Genomic DNA, 17,504 nt, shown 5'->3' on the forward strand with positions numbered 1-17,504 from the left:
GCCTCCTTTTTTTTACGAAACTTATTCTGTTAATCTTTACCCCTAAACATAATCATTTGATTAATAGCCCTTAAATAAGCTTTTGCACTTGCTTCTACGATATCAGTACTTGACGCCCTACCAACATAAAAGTTTCCGTCTTTATCTGATATCTTTACCACTGCTTCTCCTAAAGCATCAGTACCACCAGTAATAGACTTTAATGAGAAATCTTCAAGATTATGCTGTATTTTTACCGCCTTTGATATAGCTTTATAAACAGCATCCACTGGACCATTTCCTATCTCTACAGATTTTATTGTTTCACCATCTTCTGCAATGATTACAGTTGCAGTTGGTACTATTCCTATTCCGCTGACTACTTGAAGATGTTCTAACTTATAAAATTCAGGTATAAGTCTCATTTGATTAGATACTATTGCCTCAATATCCCTGTCTGTAATTTCTTTCTTTTTATCAGCCAATTCTTTGAACTTCTTAAAAGCTTCCTCCAATTGATCTGCTGACAAATTATAACCTAATTCTTGCAATCTCTTTTCAAAAGCATGTTTGCCTGAATGTTTACCAAGGACTATTCTACTTTCAGGTATACCTATCATTTTAGGATCTATAATTTCATAAGTAGTTGGATCTTGAATTATTCCATGTTGATGGATACCTGATTCATGAGCAAAGGCATTTTCTCCAACTACTGCTTTATTAGGCTGAATAGGAATACCTGTTAGAGTACTTACTAATTTGCTTGTTTTATATATTTCTTGAGTATTAATACCTACTTCATAAGGAAGTCTTCTTACTTTTATTGCCATAATAATTTCTTCCATGGCTGCATTTCCAGCTCTTTCACCCAATCCATTTATTGTACATTCTACTTGTTCTGCTCCATTTATTATTGCAGAGAGAGAATTAGCAGTAGCAAGCCCTAAATCATTATGGCAATGTACACTAACTATAACTTTATCTATATTTTTTACATTTTCTTTCAGCCTCTTAATAAGTTCACCAAATTCCCAGGGTAAGGCATAACCAACTGTATCAGGTACATTTATGACAGTTGCTCCAGCCTCTATAACAGCCTCAAACACTTTACATAGAAAATTAAAATCACTTCTAACTGCATCTTCTGCTGAAAACTCCACATCACTACAATATCTTTTTGCATATTTAACAGCTGAAACAGCTTGTTCAAGAACCTCATCTCTTGTTTTTCTTAGTTTTTTCTCAATATGTATATCAGAAGTGGCAATAAAGGTATGAATCCTAGGAGATTCTGCTCCTTTTATAGCTTCCCATGCTCTATCAATATCTAAAGGAATAGCTCTTGCAAGAGCAGCAATAATAGATCCTCTTACATTATCTGCTATATTCTTTACAGCCTCAAATTCTCCAGGAGATGCAATTGGAAATCCAGCTTCAATGATATCCACATTAAGCTTAGCAAGTTGTTTTGCTATTTCTAATTTCTCTTCCTTATTTAAGTTAACTCCAGGGGTTTGTTCTCCATCCCTCAAAGTTGTATCAAAGATGTACACCTTTGACATAAAAACTCACCACCTTAAATTAATTACTTTTTCTTTAACCAAGGCATCATTTCTCTTAAGATTTTTCCAACCTTTTCTATTAGATGTTCCTCATCCTTTTTCAAAAGAGCATTAAAAACTGGTCTTCCTACTTGATTTTCAAGTATCCATTCCTTTGCAAATTGTCCACTTTGTATTTCATACAATATCTTTTTCATTTCTTTTTTAGTCTCTTCATTAATAATCCTTGGACCTCTTGTTATATCACCATACTTAGCTGTATCTGAGATGGCTTTTCTCATAAAGCTTATACCACCTTGGTTTATAAGATCCACAATAAGCTTCATCTCATGTAAACACTCATAATAAGCAACTTCTGGCTGATAACCTGCCTCAACAAGAGTCTCAAATCCAGCCTTAATTAACGCAGTAACTCCACCACATAATACTACTTGTTCGCCAAAAAGATCTGTTTCTGTTTCTTCTTTAAAGGTGGTCTCTATTACTCCTGCTCTTGTAGCTCCGATACCTTTGGCATAAGCAAGAGCAATTTCTTTAGCTTTTTGAGAATAATCCTGATATACGGCAAACAATGCAGGTACTCCTTTACCTTCTACATATAAATCTCTTACAAGTGGTCCAGGCCCTTTAGGAGCTACCATAAATACATCAACAAAGGGTGGGGGAACTATTTGGGAAAAATGTATATTAAATCCATGAGCAAATCCTAAAGCTTGATTTGGTTTTAAATATGGCATTACTTGATTATTATAGATATGTGGTTGTTCTGTATCTGGTATTAAAAACATTATTATATCGGCTTTTTGTACAGCATTCTCTATTTTTTCTACGTTCATACCTTCCTCTACAGCTCTTTTCCATGATTCACCGTTAGGTCTTACTCCCACTATAACGTTGAGTCCACTGTCCTTCAAATTTCTGGCATGGGCACGACCTTGACTACCATAGCCAATAATAACAATAGTTTTACCTTTAATGATATCTAAACTAACATCTGAATCATGATAAACCTTTGCCATAGTAGAACCTCCTCATATTAAAGTTTTCATAATTTTAATCCTCTCTCCATAACAATCTTTCCAGTACGTACCATTTCCTTAATTCCGTATGGCTCCAAATTCTTCTTAAAGGCATCTATTTTCTCGCTATCTCCAGTAACTTCAATAATAAGATCCTTATCACTAACATCAACTATACTTGCCCTAAATATTTCAACTAAATCTATAATAGCCCTACGAGTTGATGCATCTGATTTAACTCTTATTAAAGCGAGTTCTCTTTCTACAACAGGAACACCTGTAAAATCATTAACTTTAATAACTTCTATTAGTTTGTAAGCTTGCTTTGTTATTTGCTCTAATACCTTTTCATCTCCATTTACAACTAATGTAATACGAGAAAGATTAGGAGTTTCTGTGGTATTAACTGCTAAACTCTCTATATTATAACCTCTTCTACTAAAGAGTCCTGCAATTCTTGCTAATACTCCAGGCTTATTTTCTACAATTAATGATAAGGTATGTTGCATAAAACATTCGCCTCCTTTAGTCAATCATCATTTTATCAATAGAACCACCGGCTGGGATCATAGGAAAGACATTAGCTTCCCTTTTTACTTTAATATCTACTATTACTGGAGCATCGTTTATATTCAGTGCCCACTCAATAGCATCTTCTAGTTCATCAATTTTAGTAACTTTTCTCCCATATGCTCCATATGCATCTGCTAATTTTTCAAAATCGGGAGCTACATCTAATAATGTACATGCATATCTCTTGTTATAAAAAAGTTCTTGCCACTGTCTGACCATGCCAAGACAGCTGTTATTTAAAACAAAGATCTTAACAGGTAGTTTCTCTGCTGAGGCAGTAGCTAATTCCTGAATATTCATCTGTATACTTCCATCACCTGCTATATCAATAACAATTTTATCTTTATTTGCTATTTTGGCTCCTATTGAGGCTGGAAATCCAAATCCCATCGTTCCTAAGCCACCAGAAGTAATAAATTGTCTAGGTCTTTTTACTTTATAAAACTGGGCAGCCCACATTTGATTTTGTCCTACTTCTGTGACTACTATAGCTTCTCCTTTGGTTTTTTCATAGATTTTTTCAATTACATACTGGGGTACTATTTCATCATCATACCATCTATATCTTAAAGGATACTTAGTCTTCCATTCTTTAATCTTTTCCCACCAGATAGGATTATGTTTTGGCTCTACTATCTCGCACAATTTCTCTAAAGCTCTTTTAGCGTCTGCCACAATAGGTATATCAACAGAAACATTTTTACCAACTTCAGCTGGATCTATATCTATATGAATTATCTTAGCATGTGGAGCAAAGGTTTCTACTTTTCCTGTAGATCTATCACTAAATCTTACTCCTATAGCAATAATAAGATCACTTTCATTTATAGCATAATTTGCATAAGCAGCCCCATGCATCCCTATAAATCCACAACATAACTCATGATCTTCTGGTATAGAGCCTTTTCCCATTAATGTGGTTACTACAGGAGTATTAATTTTTTCTGCAAATTTAATAAGCTCTGTAGAAGCATCTGAAGATATTACTCCACCACCTGCCAGTATAATTGGTCTTTCTGACTCTTTTATTAATTGGGCAGCTTTTCTAAGTTGTAATGGATGTGGTTCATAATTAGGACGATATCCAAGAAGTTCTACTTTGTTAGGTACAGAGTATTCAATTTTTGAAGAAAATACATCTGCTGGAATATCAATTAAAACAGGACCTTTTCTACCTGTTTTTGCTATATAAAAAGCTTCTTTAATTATTCTTAGTGCCTCACTTGGATCTTTCAATAGATAATTATGTTTAGTAATTGGCATGGTTATACCACGGGTATCTACTTCTTGAAATGAATCTTTTCCTATAGCAGAAGTTCTTACCTGTCCAGTTATAGCCACGATTGGAGTAGAATCCATATATGCTGTTGCTATACCTGTCACTAAATTGGTAGCTCCTGGGCCAGAGGTAGCCACACATACACCAACTTTACCTGTTGATCTCGCATAACCATCTGCAGCATGAGCTGCACCTTGCTCATGCCTTACTAATACGTGCTTAAGGGTAGAATTATATAATGCATCATAAAAACTTATGACAGCACCACCCGGATAACCAAATAATATTTCAATCCCTTCTTCTTCCTGCATATATTTTATTATTGCTTCAGCTACTGTCATCTGCATGATATTTTTACCTCCTTTCTTAAAATAAAAGCTTCTCAACCACAACAAGGATGAGAAGCTCCCACGGTACCACCTTTATTGCCTTAAGATAATTATACTTAAGGCCTCTCTTCTCTTTAACGCAGAGATACGTGAAATCCTACTAAAAGTTTCAGATTTCAAGCTCCGAGGCGAGTTCTATAGACCGCAACACCAGGTCACACCAACCCCCTGGCTCTCTGTAAAATATGCAAATCTACATACTGCTCCTCTTCATCGCCTTTGATTTTTTATATTTAATCAGGAATATTATCATACAAAATTTTTTTTGTAAAGAGGGTTAGATGAAATTTTTATATGAATTTTCCTATTTTTATTTTTACTTCCGATAATATATATTATGTAAAGTTATTTTGAGAAAAAAATTAAGAAAGTGGATTATATATTTAATTAAAATCCCAAAATTTTTGTTATAATATAACAAATTTTAGGGTATAATTATTTAATAAGAAAAAATTGTAAATAAAGGGAGTAGAGAGTATGAAAAATAAAAATTGGGTGAGGGAAAAGGGGGATATAAGTTTAATAACAGCTTTAACTCTTGCAATTTTTGTAACTGCTCTTATTGCTTTACTTTTAAATCTTCCCATTGAACAATCTTACTTTACGCGCAGAAATCAAGCAAGAGATCAGGTTTTATATGCTACTCAAATAGGAATCAAAAGTATTTTAACTACTGCAAGATATTATTTAAAAGAAGAAATAGGTAAACTTAAAGTCTCCGAAATTACAGAAGATAGAATGAGAAATATATTATCTTCATCAAATCCAAATTTTATAAATACAATTCAATTTATATATACAAATACAGCTCAGGTGGATCCTACTACAATATATTCCTTAAATAGTTATTCTTTTACTTTATCTGCTTATTCTGCAAGTGTTAGAGGTGGAGTTACAGATTATATAACCTATACATATAATTACACCATTGTATGTACAGGTAGGAAGGTAAATTTTTCACCTGCAGTTACTCTTACAGTTACTGTTACCGGAAAAATTGAAGGAGTTTTACGAAGAGAAAATTTTGCAAGATTTGCCCTATTTACAGATTTACATCAAATGGCTGATGGCTCAACAGTATGGTTTACAGATAGGACACGATTTTATGGACCAGTTCACACCAATGGGGAATTTGCCTTTGCTTATACTCCACAATTCTTTGATATAGTGACATCATCTGCAGCAACTGCAATGTTTTACAATAGAGGAAGAACAGTAAGACTTAGTGCAGATAGAAATCCTCCAAATGACGTTCCATTCTTTGCACAAGGATTTATAAGAGGTGCTAGTAAAATTGATCTTCCACCTACCACATATACTCAGCTTTATGCAGCGCTATCTTATTTTCCTGGTGATGTTTTTCCTACTTATTCTCCAACATACTCTATTATTAGAAGCTATTTAGGTTTACCTGTTAATAACAATCCTCCTCCAGATGGTGTATATACTATTACAATTGCAAATGGTGGTGGTATATATGTAAAAGGAGATGCTAGTATAGAATTCGGCAAAGACTCATCAGGAAGAGCTGTATATACTATCGCCCAAGGAAACAATACATATGTTTTTACTATTGATTCTGAAAATAATAAAACTTATGTAAAAATAGGGAATAATACTATTGTGATAAATAAAGTACCAAATGGAGTTATATATGTGGACGGAAATATAACAAGTATAAAGGGGTTAATTCAAAAAGATCAAAGATTGTCTGTTATTGCAGCGAACACAATTACTATCACAAATAATCTTGTTTATGAAGATGATCCAAGAAATAATCCTAATGCAATTAATGTTCTTGGTCTTTTAGCACAAAATGGAAATATATGGATTGATACCAAAAATCCAGATGGTACTCCTCTTAGGGATCCAAATATTCATGGAGTATTAATGGCCCCAAATGGAGTCGTACAAGTAATGAACTATAATACAAGATCTCCTGCAGGTGATGTACATTTACTTGGAGGAATTATATCAAAAAGGTACGGAGCATTTGGAACTTTTACTACAGATAGAAATGGTAATCCCGTACCAAAGACTGGTTATGGTAGAGATTTCTGGTATGATTATAGAATGCGTACTGGGTATGCACCTCCATATTTCCCTACTACTAATAGAACTATTCAGGAAGGTAATCCTCAAACCCAGAGATGGGTAACTATAGATTCATGGGTGGAGAGCTGGAGATGAAAGATTTAGATAGAATATTGCTAATAATCAGTATAGGCATATTTATAGTGATTCTCATATTTAGATTGATACCTTCAAAAACCGAAGAATATTCATCTATGGAAATAAAGAGTAAAGTAGAAAGGGATATTAATTTGGAGATTGAAGAGAAAAATACATATACAAATCCAATCAAAAAGGAGAATGAGAATCATAATAAAAGAGGTCCTTATCCTCCATTTGTGGAGTTTACCGAGTAACCTTAGGGGGTGATGGTATGAAAAATAAAAGAGAAAAAGGACAATCCTTAATTGGAGTGGTAATTTTTGCTATAATTTTGATGGTTCTTGTCTTAGGAGCAACAGGAGCAACAGTGTTAAGTTTTACCTTAAATAAAAGATTGAAAGATAGAGCTGAAGCTCAAGACATAGCTAAAAACATCATAGAAACAATTAAGGTTTGGTCTGGGAATAGTCTTGATAACTTTTTATCTTTAAATGAAAATGAAAAGCAGAATGTCCAAGGGGCGATCCCAGCTATTCCAACAATATGTCCAGCTATTCCAGCTGATCCTTCAGGTGGTGATATGATCTATACACAATTCATGAGCATACCTCAAGTAAATGGATCTCCCAAATATGCTGTACAATTTTTAATTAAGGATTACTATCAACCTGGAACTTCCACAGTCATACTAAAGAGAATTACAATTAGGGTATATTACACAAAAAGAGATGGAAAAATTGATACCAGTTTCCACAAGCCAGGACCTGGAAGTCCACCAAAAAGATATGAAAATCCATTAGCTGAAATTGTAGGAGTTATTTCAAGGCCATGAAACAAGGAATGTCTTTACCAGAATTAATAATATCAATTACCATTCTTTTTATAGTATTAGCTTCTGCTTTTAGTATGTGGTTTGCTATACAAAGGGATCTTATTGTTCAAAGGCTCGATAGAGAAATATTTGATCAACTATCTACAGCAAAGTCTCAAATATTAGATTCGGTTCTGAAAAGTATTTTCATATATCCTCCTGATGTGAATATTGTTTTGAGGGATAATTCTCGTTTTAATTTGAATATAAATGAAAAAGTATCCTATAATAAACTATTAACTATTTCACCCACATCAGGAGGATATTATTTAAATGCATATTTATCTGTACCAAGAAATCCTCAAGATGCATTGTTACCAAATTCAAGAATGCTCCTCTATTACAAAAAATTTATAAACTGGGCTCCTCAATATAATACTTTTACTTTAACTGTTGTAGAAACAGGAGGAACTAGAGTTATTAAACTTGCAAAAATAATTAATTATCCTACAAACATTACCTTTACTACTGGTGAAGGACCTAAGGTTATAGCTGATTATATAATAAATAATGGATTTACAGTAAATTATTATGTTGTTGATGTAACATCAGCTTACACATATACAACCTATACAAACTCCATAACATCGAGAAGTATAAATATACAACAAGTGGAAGTAACTATAAGAGCTCAAAGAAGATATCAAAATATCTACAGAAATAAGGAGATAAAATTTAAAGGTGCAGTCTTTTTAGAAGAACTTCCTATAGCTTATTAAATTCTCATTTTTAATTTATAAGAAATATTTCCTTTCCTTAATATTACCTCTCCTTTTTCCACATCTATATTATAAATCTTATATCCATCTATTTGATTTCCTTTCTCTAAAATTGTGCCTTTATCTTCTCCTACTTTTTCAAGAATGACTAATTCTTTTTCTTCTCCTTTTAAAATACCTTTAAGCTCATATGGAAACTTATCCTCAGAAGATTCTTTCTCCTCTACAAAAAGATTATTAATAGTTTTTATATTTTGACTTGTAGTTGTATTTTTTTCTTCCTTTACTTTTACAAGAGGAGCGAAACGTACAAGCTTGAAGTATAATAATTTAAACAAAGACTATTTCTCCAATTTGACGGATCATTGGAGGGAGCTGATATAGATTTACGAAGAAGAGAATAATAATTATTACCCGATGGATAACCACCCCAAGTATAGGAATAATCTACTTGATCAATTACATTTTGCCTATCATCCTCTATAACAACAGATCCATAATTATCAGGCATCTCCCCATTTGCAGAGTAAAGACCTCTTTGCTGTGTTTTCAAATATAAATAGGAAGATGGAAGATTGTAAAAATTAGTTAAATTTGAATCTTTTCCTCCTATAATAGCATAATTACCAGGTGTTAATAAAAAGCTTCCTGAAGGACTGTCAAAAATTCTTGTAGTTCTATTAACTCTCCAACCATATAAGTTTACAGTATAAGTTGTTCCATTATACAGAACAATAAATTCCATATCTCTTTCATCTTGAGAATTTCCATTTTTATCAAGACTTGCAGGATAATACATAATCTCAGTAATGAATATACCTGATAACTGTGGTTGGACTTGAGTTCTTAAAGATACCAAAGTCATATGTTTTTCATTATTGTCCATGACAAGTGTAATTGATAGAGTTCTTATAGTAGATGTCAATGTGGTGTAGGTACCATTAAAATCATATCCAATAAACCTAAGCTCTTTTATTGGACCCGCTTGAATCTCCCCATCAACAGTAAAATAATATTTTCCATTATATAATGTGTAGGAGAAACTTCTTATATCTCCTGTACAAAGCTGAATGGAAAGTTTACCAAGGGTATCAGTAGCAGAACTTATATCTAACACTTGAGATCCTTGTCTTATCTCTCTTGTTAATCTATCGAGAATTATTTGGGCATTTGAGAATATTTCTTGAGATTCTTGTTTTCTACCAAAAAGATCTATGGTTCCTATAAGAACATTGGCAAGAAGAAGAGCAATCATTCCTAATATTAAAACACCTATAATCACTTCAATTAGGGTTAAGCCATTCCTCATTATTATCTCCTTCTTGATATTAAACTAACAAGAACTGCTTTACCCTCAAAATTATCTAATGTATTGTTATTATTTGCATCATTCCAAACTGTAATTGTAAATTGTCTTAGTGAATTTGTAATGTTTGTAATGCTTATTGTATAAAGATAGCTTGTATATCCAATACTAGCAAAATTTCCAGAAATGGGAAAAGAAGCTGTCCAATTGGCTAAAATAGTTTTTCTATAATCTTCTATAACTCTTTCAGATAATTCTAAGCATGTACTTTCAATTTTTTCCATATCATCCTCATTTAAAATATGGTATAACCCAACTCCAAAGGATGCCATAAATATTCCTAAAATAAGTATTGATATCAAAACTTCTAAGAAGGTAAAACCTCTTTTCATAAACCTTCCACTTCAATAAAACCTAAGGAATTTATCCTTATAGTAGAAGTATAATTATCAATTATTAATGTTAAAATGGCATAAGTTTCTGTATAATCAGCTGTAAAATTGCCATCTCTATCAAAGGAAAATAAAGTAGCAGTTGTATTTACAGAAATATTATTAAAAAATCTTGTTACAATCTTTCCCTTATCATCAAGGAAGGTATAGGAAGTATATGCCTGAGGTGAGATTATTAATATCCAGTCAGTTTTATTAATTATTGCTCTTTGTCTTATATATCTTATATCCTGAATAAATTGATTTGTAGTATTCTGTAATAATATTTTAGAGTCCGGTTTACTCAATATAGAGTTATATGTAATCCATAAAAGGATTCCTAAGATGGATATTACTACTATAACCTCTAAGAATGAAAACCCCTTTTTCATGTTTTTATTTTATCAAATCTTTAAAAGTTTTTACAAGAAGTTTTAAAAACTCACCTTTCCATTTTTATAAAACTTTATAACTCTCTTTGTAAAAAATGCTGAAAGTGATATTTCACCTTCTGGATATATATTTCCATTTTCAAAATAAAAAGTATAAGTCCCTTTTGGGCTATATGCTCTTATACCTGAGGGAATAAGATGAGGAGAAAGATATATTTTTTTTGTTTTTTCCCCATACATCCAATAAAATTGAATAGAATTTGTCTTAGAAGAGTAATAAAAATCAAAGACTACTTTTTCATTTTTTAAAACTGAAAGCTGTAGAGCATAGTTTGCATTTATTACTATCTCATGGGAAATTATAAATGCTTGTACCCCTAACCAAAAAAATATATTAAAAAACATATAAAGAAGAATTAATAAAATACATGTAAGAAGAGTATATAATAATGGACTTATAATTTTTTTAAGCTTTAAGATATTAAAAAGTTTCTTCATTTATTAACAAAAAGCCCCGAAGACAAGCTTCGGGGCATAAATATAGTTACAAAACTATGGAGATGTATAAGATAAAGTATAGGATTTTGCTGAACCCTGATAAACTAATATATGAGCATTACTCTCATCCCAAGTAGCAGGTGCAGATCCTTGAGAAGTATATGTTTGCCCATTATACGGACATACTGGTGTTTCTGAGAAGTAGTTAGGATCTTTTAAGAAATTAACAAATGTCTGTGTATCTGTTGGATATGTGTTATTTTTGTTCCTATAATATTCTAAGCTCGTTCTTATTATTGCTATATTTGTTCTCTGAGCATTTCTTTTAGCATCTGCCACTGCATCAAAATATCTTGGTAATGCGATAGCTATAAGGATTCCAAGAATAGCTACTACAACTAAAAGCTCTAACAAGGAGAAACCTTTACTATTTTTCAAATAACTCACCTCCTTTCCCAAAATTTAAAAATTATTATCTTTACTAAATTATATCACAAATTTATCATATACCAAGTATTAATTCCTACCTTCTAAAAAGTCTTACCATATTAAACATTGGGAGATACATGGATATAACAATGAAGAAAACTACAATACCTAAAAACAATGTTAATGCAGGTTCTATTAGAGAGGTTATTCTTTTTGTTCCAATCTCTATCTCTCTTTGGGAAAATCTACTATATTCTTCTAGCATAGAATCCAATCTTCCACTCCTCTCCCCTACTGCTATCATTTGCTTTAAAAGAGGGGTAAATACATTCTCATCAATAAGCTCTGATAAATTTCTTCCCTCCAAAACCCCAGAAAGGATTTTTCTAAGATTCTCTGAGAAATATAGATTTCCCATTACGTCTTCAAGGATTTCCAAAGATTGGGTTATTAATATTCCACCTGTTATAAGTACATAAAAGGTACTAGTAAATCTATTAAGTAACACTTTTCGCCACAGATTGCCTATTTTAGGAATATTCAGTTTAAACTCATCCCACCATCTTTTTATCTTTTTAATTTTTAGGGCTTGTTTTATTCCAATAATAATCAAAAAAAACAAGATAAAAATAATAAATAGATTTTTCTTAACAAAATCTCCTAATAATATAGTAATCCTTGTGGGAAGAGGAAGAGGTACATTAGTTCTCCCATAGATTCTTTGAAAAGTAGGCACTACAAAAGTTAGCATAAATATTACAACCAAGATTGCAGCAACCATAACTATTATAGGGTAAGTAGTAGCTGATTTTATTCTTTCCCTTAATTCATGTTGTTCATCAAAATACCTTGAAAGTCTCTCCAACATAATATCAAGACTTCCTGTAATTTCACCCGTTCTCACTAAGCTTATAAATATTTTGGGAAATACATTAGGATATTTAGAAAGAGCCTCTGATAGACTCAATCCAGAATCAACACTTTTTCTTACATCATTAAGTATATCTCTAAAATAAGGATTGTTGGTTTGAGATGATAAAGTTGTAAGACATTCTGTAAGAATAATTCCAGATCTTAAAAGAGTTGCAAATTGGGATGTGAATAAAACAAGCTCTGGAAGAGTAACTTTCTTTTTATAGGTTAAAGTTTTCCATAATGAGGATTCTTTTTTTAAGGATATTACATATAATTTCCTTAATTTTAGAATTCTTCTTGCTTCTCTTTCATTGGTTGCTTCAATTATACCTTTATATCTTCTTCCCTCAAGATCTCTTGCCACATATCTATAGGAGGGCAAATTAATCCTCCTCCCAAGCTATTACTCTACGTGCCTCCTCAATAGTAGTTATTCCTGATAATACCTTTTCTCTTGCATTCATATGTAAGGTTTTCATCCCCTCTCTTAATGCCATATCCCTAATTTCATCAATAGATGCCCTTTTATTTATTAATGTCCTTATGTTCTTAGTTATTTTTAATAACTCAAAAATTCCAGTTCTTCCTGAATATCCTGTATAATTACAGAATAGACAACCTTTTCCTCGCACAAGTCTTATATTTCTTCCTTCATCCTTTGTTAATCCGAGTTCTTCTATTTCCTCCGATGAAGGTATATACTCTTCTTTACAAGATAAACATATAGTCCTTACTAATCTTTGGGCTACTATCCCTATAAGTGAAGATGCAATTAAAAAAGGTTCCAGCCCCATTTGTATCAATCTCGCCACAGCACTTACAGAATCATTTGCATGAAAAGTACTTAACAACAAATGACCCGTTAGAGCAGCTTCAATAGCGGTATTTAATGTTTCTGAATCCCTAATTTCACCCACCATTATAATATTGGGATCAAGTCTCAAGATATTTCTAAGTCCCATAGCAAAATCTATACCTATCTTTGGTTGTATCTGAATCTGATTTATTCCTGGAAGTTCGTATTCTACCGGATCTTCTAAGGTTATTATATTTACTGATGGTTTATTTAAAACATTTAAAGCTGAGTATAATGTGGTAGTTTTACCGCTTCCTGTAGGTCCTGTGACAAGGATCATTCCAAAAGGTCTTTTTATAAGATGTTCAAATACATTAAGGTCTTCATTTGTCATGCCCAATCTATCAAGCTCAATAAGTACTTTTGATTTATCCAGTAATCTTATAACTACCATTTCTCCGTGTATAGTACCCACTGAAGCTACTCTTAAATCAAAGATTTTATTTTCATATCTATAAGTTGCTCTTCCATCTTGAGGTCTTCTTCTTTCTGCTATATCCATTCCTGATATTACCTTTATTCTTGTTACTACAGCATCTTGAATTTCCTTAGGAATACTCATAATATCATAAAGAATTCCATGGATTCTATATCTTACCTTCATCTCTTTCTCTTGGGGATCTAAATGGATATCGCTGGCATTTCTTGTGATTGCTTCATTAATTATAGAAGATACCAATCTAACAATAGGTGCTTCTTCAACGCCTATTGCAGGAGGGGCTTCAACTATTGTTTCTACCGGCATACTCCTTTGAAAGTCTTGAACAGCAGAAAGGGTACTCTTCTCTAAAGGGAAAAGTTTTGACATAATCTGATTAAACTCTTTATCGGTAGTAATAAACAATCTTATTGGTGCCTTTACTATTCTTCTTATTTCATTTACTACTACAGGATCAATAGGAGGAACTATAGCAACATGTATTATTCCACTTTCTCTTTTCATAGGTATAAATTTATATTTTCTTAAAAGATTTTCTGGAAAGGATCCAGCTAATTTTTCATCAATAGGGATTTCAGACAAAGAAATATAGGGAATTTCACTTTGCCTTTCTAATACTTTTCCAATATCCTCGGGCTTTACATATCCTCTCTCGATCAGTATTTGTCCTAATTTAACCCCAGTTTTCTTCTGTTCCTCGAGAGCTTTCTCTAATTGCTCCTTTGTTATAAGTCCTAATTCTAAAAGATATTCACCTAAGGGCTTTTTCTCTTTCATAATTTATTTAATTCTTCTTCAAGAAGATTTTTTACTAAATCTAAACTCGCTCTTCCTTTTGTCTCTTTCATCACCTGACCTACTAAAAAGTTCAAGACTTGTTTCTTCCCCTTCTTCCAGTCAGAAACTGCTTTTTCATTATTTAATATAACCTTTTGAATAACCTCTTGTAAATATGAAGTATCAGATACTGTTTTTAAACCTTCCTCTTCCACTATCTTCTCTGGATCTTTACCTGTGGTTAGATATTTTCTTAATACGTCCTTTGCTACAGGACGTGTTATTTCGTTTTTATCTACCATTTGTATTAATTTTATAAATTTTTCAGGAAGTATATTTAAATCTTTAAAGGACATATTATTATCATTCAAATAACTTAAGATTTCTACAGATATCCAATTTAAAAGATTTTTGGGATTAGTATATAACACTAGAGACTTATCAAAAAATTCTGCTAATTCCCTTTCAGAAATAATTATCTCAACTTCATTAGGTAATAAACCTAATGCAAAATATTTTCTTCTTAGTTCCTTTGGTAATACTGGAATTTCCTTTTTTATTTTTTCCTTCATCTCCTCTGTCACGATTAAAGGGGGAAGATCAGGTTCAGGAAAATATCTATAATCTTCTGCTTCTTCTTTTCCTCTTAAACTCACTGTTTTTTGCTTTTTTTCATCCCAATGCCTTGTCTCTTGTATTACTTGTTCACCATTTTTCAAAAGTTCAATCTGCCTTTCAATTTCATATTCTAAAGCCTTTTCCAAGGAATAAAAAGAATTTACATTTTTTATCTCAGTTCTTGTTCCTAAAACTCCTTCCTGAGTTTGTATAGAAATATTAGCATCACATCTTAGAGAACCTTTTTCCATATCTCCGCTACTTATTTCTAAATATCTTAAGATTAATCTTAGTTCCTGTAAAAATATTCTTGCTTCTTGAGGAGAATTTATATCAGGTTCTGTAACAATCTCAATAAGAGGAATGCCTGCCCTATTAAAATCGACAAGACTGTAATCGGCTTCTGATAATCTATCCCCTGTCCCTATATGTAATAATTTTCCAGCATCTTCCTCTAAATGAATTCTCTTTATTCTTATTTTCTTAACTTCCCCATCCACAAAAATTTCCAAATAACCATTCTTGCATAAAGGTAAATCATATTGAGATATTTGGTATCCTTTGGGTAAATCCGGATAGAAATAATTTTTTCTATCAAACTTTGAATAATTTGAAATCTCGCAGTTCAAAGCTAAACCAGCCTTTATTGCAAATTCTACCGCTTTTTTATTAAGTACTGGAAGGACTCCTGGAAACCCCATACATATTGGGCAAACATTAGTATTTGGGGGGACATTTTCATGATCCGTACTACAAGAGCAAAAAAGTTTAGTTTCAGTAGATAGCTGAGCATGTACTTCCAATCCTATTACTGGTTTTAGCATTTTTAAGTCCTCCTCTTTTGAGGAAGAGTTGGGTATTTACTTGAAAAATCCATCATTTCTTGATATGCATAAGCAAACTGAAGAAGTCTATTTTCTGAAAAGAAAGTACTCATGAATTGAATTCCTACAGGTAGATTATTATAGAAACCAGCAGGCATAGAGATAGCAGGAATACCAGCAAGGTTTACTGGTATAGTCATTATATCGGTTAGATACATTTGAAGAGGGTCAGATATCTTCTCTCCTAATTTAAATGGGAGTATAGGACTTGTTGGTGAAACAATTATATCAACTTTTTTGAATGCTTCCTCAAATTCTTTTCTAATTAAATTCCTTACCTTTGTTGCCTTTAAATAATAGGCATCATAATACCCAGCACTTAAAGCATAAGTACCCAATATTATTCTTCTTTTAACTTCACTTCCAAAGCCATGACCTCTTGTGTTCTTATACATTGATATAAGATCTTCTGCCTCTTCTCTATATCCATACTTTACTCCATCATATCTTGCCAAATTGGAACTTGCTTCAGAGGTAGCAATGATATAATAAACTGAAAGGGCATATTCTATAGAAGGAAGAGATATCTCTATTATTTCAACTCCTAAATCCTTGAATATATCAAAGGATTTGTCAAGAACTCTTAAAACTTCCTCTGAAACCCCTTTCTGCCAAAGTTCTTCAGGGAATCCTACTTTCCATCCCTTTACGCTCTTACCCAAGTTTTCAAAATAATTTGGAATCTCATAAGGAGAAGACGTAGAATCCATGGGGTCATATCCAGCAATAACCTGAAGAATTAAAGCCACATCCTCTACTCTTCTACCAAAAGGTCCTATCTGATCTAAGGATGATGCAAAGGCTACAAGTCCATATCGTGATACAAGGCCATATGTGGGTTTTAATCCTATAACTCCAGTAAAAGACGCAGGCAACCTTATAGATCCACCCGTATCAGATCCTATCGAAACAGGTACTTCTCCTGCTGAAACACATGCTGCAGATCCACCACTTGACCCTCCTGGAACTCTCTCAATATCCCAAGGGTTTTTAGTAGGACCAAAAGCAGAATTTTCTGTAGAGGAACCCATGGCAAATTCATCTAAATTTGTTTTTCCAATTATTATCGCTCCATTATCTTTAAGCCTTCTTATAACAGTAGCATCATATGGAGGTGTAAAATTTTCAAGAATTTTGGAAGCGCAAGTAGTCCTAATATTTTTTGTAAGTATATTATCCTTTACAGCAATAGGAATTCCATAAAGAGGTAAATTTTTAGGTTTTTTCTCAATTTCACTAATTTGTTTTTCTATTTCATTATAAGGCACTATAAGGAAAGCATGAATAAATGGTTCCCATTCTTCTATCTTTTTTAGATAAAAATCTATTAACTCCCTTACTTTTAGCTCATTTTTACTATATAAATCTTTTAATTCCTTAAGAGTTCTCATAC

The 17,504-nt window shown here is 32.3% G+C and carries 18 protein-coding genes and 1 other annotated feature; of the genes, 4 read left to right on the top strand and 14 right to left on the bottom strand.

What is annotated here, in order from left to right; genetic code table 11:
* Positions 1-29: 29 nt before the first annotated feature.
* The 4 genes from ACY3IT_RS05920 to ilvB are packed head-to-tail and all read right to left on the bottom strand — an operon-like array spanning position 30 to position 4,759.
* Positions 30-1,541: a 2-isopropylmalate synthase gene (locus ACY3IT_RS05920; RefSeq protein ID WP_463082046.1), complete on the bottom strand. Its 1,512-nt coding sequence runs from the start codon at positions 1,539-1,541 to the stop codon at positions 30-32.
* Positions 1,542-1,564: 23 nt separating this feature from the next.
* Positions 1,565-2,560, bottom strand: a complete 996-nt coding sequence (gene ilvC / locus ACY3IT_RS05925) for a ketol-acid reductoisomerase (protein WP_463082047.1) — start codon at positions 2,558-2,560, stop codon at positions 1,565-1,567.
* Between the two features lie 26 nt (positions 2,561-2,586).
* Positions 2,587-3,069 (bottom strand): acetolactate synthase small subunit, encoded by a 483-nt coding sequence (ilvN, locus tag ACY3IT_RS05930; protein ID WP_148807603.1) that lies wholly within the window; start codon positions 3,067-3,069, stop codon positions 2,587-2,589.
* 16 nt (positions 3,070-3,085) lie between these two features.
* The gene (ilvB, locus tag ACY3IT_RS05935; protein ID WP_463082048.1) at positions 3,086-4,759 is read right to left on the bottom strand and encodes a biosynthetic-type acetolactate synthase large subunit; all 1,674 of its coding nucleotides are present in this window, start codon (positions 4,757-4,759) and stop codon (positions 3,086-3,088) included.
* Between the two features lie 43 nt (positions 4,760-4,802).
* Positions 4,803-5,024, bottom strand: a binding site (T-box leader).
* Between the two features lie 254 nt (positions 5,025-5,278).
* On the opposite strand from ilvB, the gene ACY3IT_RS05940 reads away from it, so the two are divergent.
* The 4 genes from ACY3IT_RS05940 to ACY3IT_RS05955 are packed head-to-tail and all read left to right on the top strand — an operon-like array spanning position 5,279 to position 8,566.
* Complete coding sequence (locus ACY3IT_RS05940) at positions 5,279-6,991, top strand: DUF4900 domain-containing protein (protein ID WP_463082049.1); 1,713 nt, start codon at positions 5,279-5,281, stop codon at positions 6,989-6,991.
* Entirely contained in the window at positions 6,988-7,230 is a 243-nt protein-coding gene (locus tag ACY3IT_RS05945; RefSeq protein ID WP_463082050.1) for a hypothetical protein, read from the top strand. Before ACY3IT_RS05940 ends, ACY3IT_RS05945 begins: the two co-directional genes overlap by 4 nt.
* 17 nt (positions 7,231-7,247) lie before the next feature.
* Positions 7,248-7,808, top strand: a complete 561-nt coding sequence (locus tag ACY3IT_RS05950) for a type IV pilus modification PilV family protein (RefSeq protein ID WP_463082051.1) — start codon at positions 7,248-7,250, stop codon at positions 7,806-7,808.
* Positions 7,805-8,566 carry a pilus assembly FimT family protein gene (locus ACY3IT_RS05955; protein ID WP_463082052.1) on the top strand — a complete coding sequence of 254 codons (762 nt, stop codon included), beginning with the start codon at positions 7,805-7,807 and terminating at the stop codon, positions 8,564-8,566. Before ACY3IT_RS05950 ends, ACY3IT_RS05955 begins: the two co-directional genes overlap by 4 nt.
* On the opposite strand, the gene ACY3IT_RS05960 is transcribed toward ACY3IT_RS05955, so the two are convergent.
* The 10 genes from ACY3IT_RS05960 to gatA all read right to left on the bottom strand — a co-directional run bounded on the left by ACY3IT_RS05960 (position 8,563) and on the right by gatA (position 17,502).
* On the bottom strand, positions 8,563-8,904 hold the full coding sequence (locus tag ACY3IT_RS05960) for a hypothetical protein (RefSeq protein ID WP_463082053.1): 342 nt from the start codon (positions 8,902-8,904) through the stop codon (positions 8,563-8,565). The genes ACY3IT_RS05955 and ACY3IT_RS05960 overlap by 4 nt on opposite strands.
* Entirely contained in the window at positions 8,856-9,875 is a 1,020-nt protein-coding gene (locus tag ACY3IT_RS05965) for a lamin tail domain-containing protein (protein WP_463082054.1), read from the bottom strand. The genes ACY3IT_RS05960 and ACY3IT_RS05965 overlap by 49 nt, the downstream gene beginning before the upstream one ends.
* Before the next feature lie 2 nt (positions 9,876-9,877).
* Positions 9,878-10,264 carry a type II secretion system protein gene (locus tag ACY3IT_RS05970; RefSeq protein ID WP_463082055.1) on the bottom strand — a complete coding sequence of 129 codons (387 nt, stop codon included), beginning with the start codon at positions 10,262-10,264 and terminating at the stop codon, positions 9,878-9,880.
* Positions 10,261-10,695 (bottom strand): pilus assembly FimT family protein, encoded by a 435-nt coding sequence (locus ACY3IT_RS05975; protein ID WP_463082056.1) that lies wholly within the window; start codon positions 10,693-10,695, stop codon positions 10,261-10,263. The genes ACY3IT_RS05970 and ACY3IT_RS05975 overlap by 4 nt, the downstream gene beginning before the upstream one ends.
* A 42-nt stretch (positions 10,696-10,737) precedes the next feature.
* Positions 10,738-11,193 (bottom strand): hypothetical protein, encoded by a 456-nt coding sequence (locus ACY3IT_RS05980; protein ID WP_463082057.1) that lies wholly within the window; start codon positions 11,191-11,193, stop codon positions 10,738-10,740.
* Between the two features lie 54 nt (positions 11,194-11,247).
* Complete coding sequence (locus ACY3IT_RS05985; RefSeq protein WP_463082058.1) at positions 11,248-11,631, bottom strand: type II secretion system protein; 384 nt, start codon at positions 11,629-11,631, stop codon at positions 11,248-11,250.
* A gap of 85 nt (positions 11,632-11,716) precedes the next feature.
* Positions 11,717-12,919: a type II secretion system F family protein gene (locus ACY3IT_RS05990; protein WP_463082059.1), complete on the bottom strand. Its 1,203-nt coding sequence runs from the start codon at positions 12,917-12,919 to the stop codon at positions 11,717-11,719.
* Between the two features lies 1 nt (position 12,920).
* Positions 12,921-14,609, bottom strand: coding sequence for a GspE/PulE family protein (locus tag ACY3IT_RS05995; RefSeq protein ID WP_463082060.1), 1,689 nt, complete (start codon positions 14,607-14,609; stop codon positions 12,921-12,923).
* Entirely contained in the window at positions 14,606-16,051 is a 1,446-nt protein-coding gene (gene gatB / locus ACY3IT_RS06000; RefSeq protein ID WP_463082061.1) for an Asp-tRNA(Asn)/Glu-tRNA(Gln) amidotransferase subunit GatB, read from the bottom strand. Before gatB ends, ACY3IT_RS05995 begins: the two co-directional genes overlap by 4 nt.
* 2 nt (positions 16,052-16,053) lie before the next feature.
* Positions 16,054-17,502: an Asp-tRNA(Asn)/Glu-tRNA(Gln) amidotransferase subunit GatA gene (gene gatA, locus ACY3IT_RS06005; RefSeq protein WP_463082062.1), complete on the bottom strand. Its 1,449-nt coding sequence runs from the start codon at positions 17,500-17,502 to the stop codon at positions 16,054-16,056.
* Between the last annotated feature and the right edge of the window lie 2 nt (positions 17,503-17,504).

This window comes from Dictyoglomus sp. GBS (assembly GCF_055179815.1).

Excerpts from the sequence above, each read along its gene's own strand:
- ACY3IT_RS05920 (WP_463082046.1), bottom strand. The coding sequence starts at position 1,541 with ATGTCAAAGGTGTACATCTTTGATACAACTTTGAGGGATGGAGAACAA.
- ilvC (WP_463082047.1), bottom strand. The coding sequence starts at position 2,560 with ATGGCAAAGGTTTATCATGATTCAGATGTTAGTTTAGATATCATTAAA.
- ilvN (WP_148807603.1), bottom strand. The coding sequence starts at position 3,069 with ATGCAACATACCTTATCATTAATTGTAGAAAATAAGCCTGGAGTATTA.
- ilvB (WP_463082048.1), bottom strand. The coding sequence starts at position 4,759 with ATGCAGATGACAGTAGCTGAAGCAATAATAAAATATATGCAGGAAGAA.
- ACY3IT_RS05940 (WP_463082049.1), top strand. The coding sequence starts at position 5,279 with ATGAAAAATAAAAATTGGGTGAGGGAAAAGGGGGATATAAGTTTAATA.
- ACY3IT_RS05945 (WP_463082050.1), top strand. The coding sequence starts at position 6,988 with ATGAAAGATTTAGATAGAATATTGCTAATAATCAGTATAGGCATATTT.
- ACY3IT_RS05950 (WP_463082051.1), top strand. The coding sequence starts at position 7,248 with ATGAAAAATAAAAGAGAAAAAGGACAATCCTTAATTGGAGTGGTAATT.
- ACY3IT_RS05955 (WP_463082052.1), top strand. The coding sequence starts at position 7,805 with ATGAAACAAGGAATGTCTTTACCAGAATTAATAATATCAATTACCATT.
- ACY3IT_RS05965 (WP_463082054.1), bottom strand. The coding sequence starts at position 9,875 with ATGAGGAATGGCTTAACCCTAATTGAAGTGATTATAGGTGTTTTAATA.
- ACY3IT_RS05970 (WP_463082055.1), bottom strand. The coding sequence starts at position 10,264 with ATGAAAAGAGGTTTTACCTTCTTAGAAGTTTTGATATCAATACTTATT.
- ACY3IT_RS05975 (WP_463082056.1), bottom strand. The coding sequence starts at position 10,695 with ATGAAAAAGGGGTTTTCATTCTTAGAGGTTATAGTAGTAATATCCATC.
- ACY3IT_RS05980 (WP_463082057.1), bottom strand. The coding sequence starts at position 11,193 with ATGAAGAAACTTTTTAATATCTTAAAGCTTAAAAAAATTATAAGTCCA.
- ACY3IT_RS05995 (WP_463082060.1), bottom strand. The coding sequence starts at position 14,609 with ATGAAAGAGAAAAAGCCCTTAGGTGAATATCTTTTAGAATTAGGACTT.
- gatB (WP_463082061.1), bottom strand. The coding sequence starts at position 16,051 with ATGCTAAAACCAGTAATAGGATTGGAAGTACATGCTCAGCTATCTACT.
- gatA (WP_463082062.1), bottom strand. The coding sequence starts at position 17,502 with ATGAGAACTCTTAAGGAATTAAAAGATTTATATAGTAAAAATGAGCTA.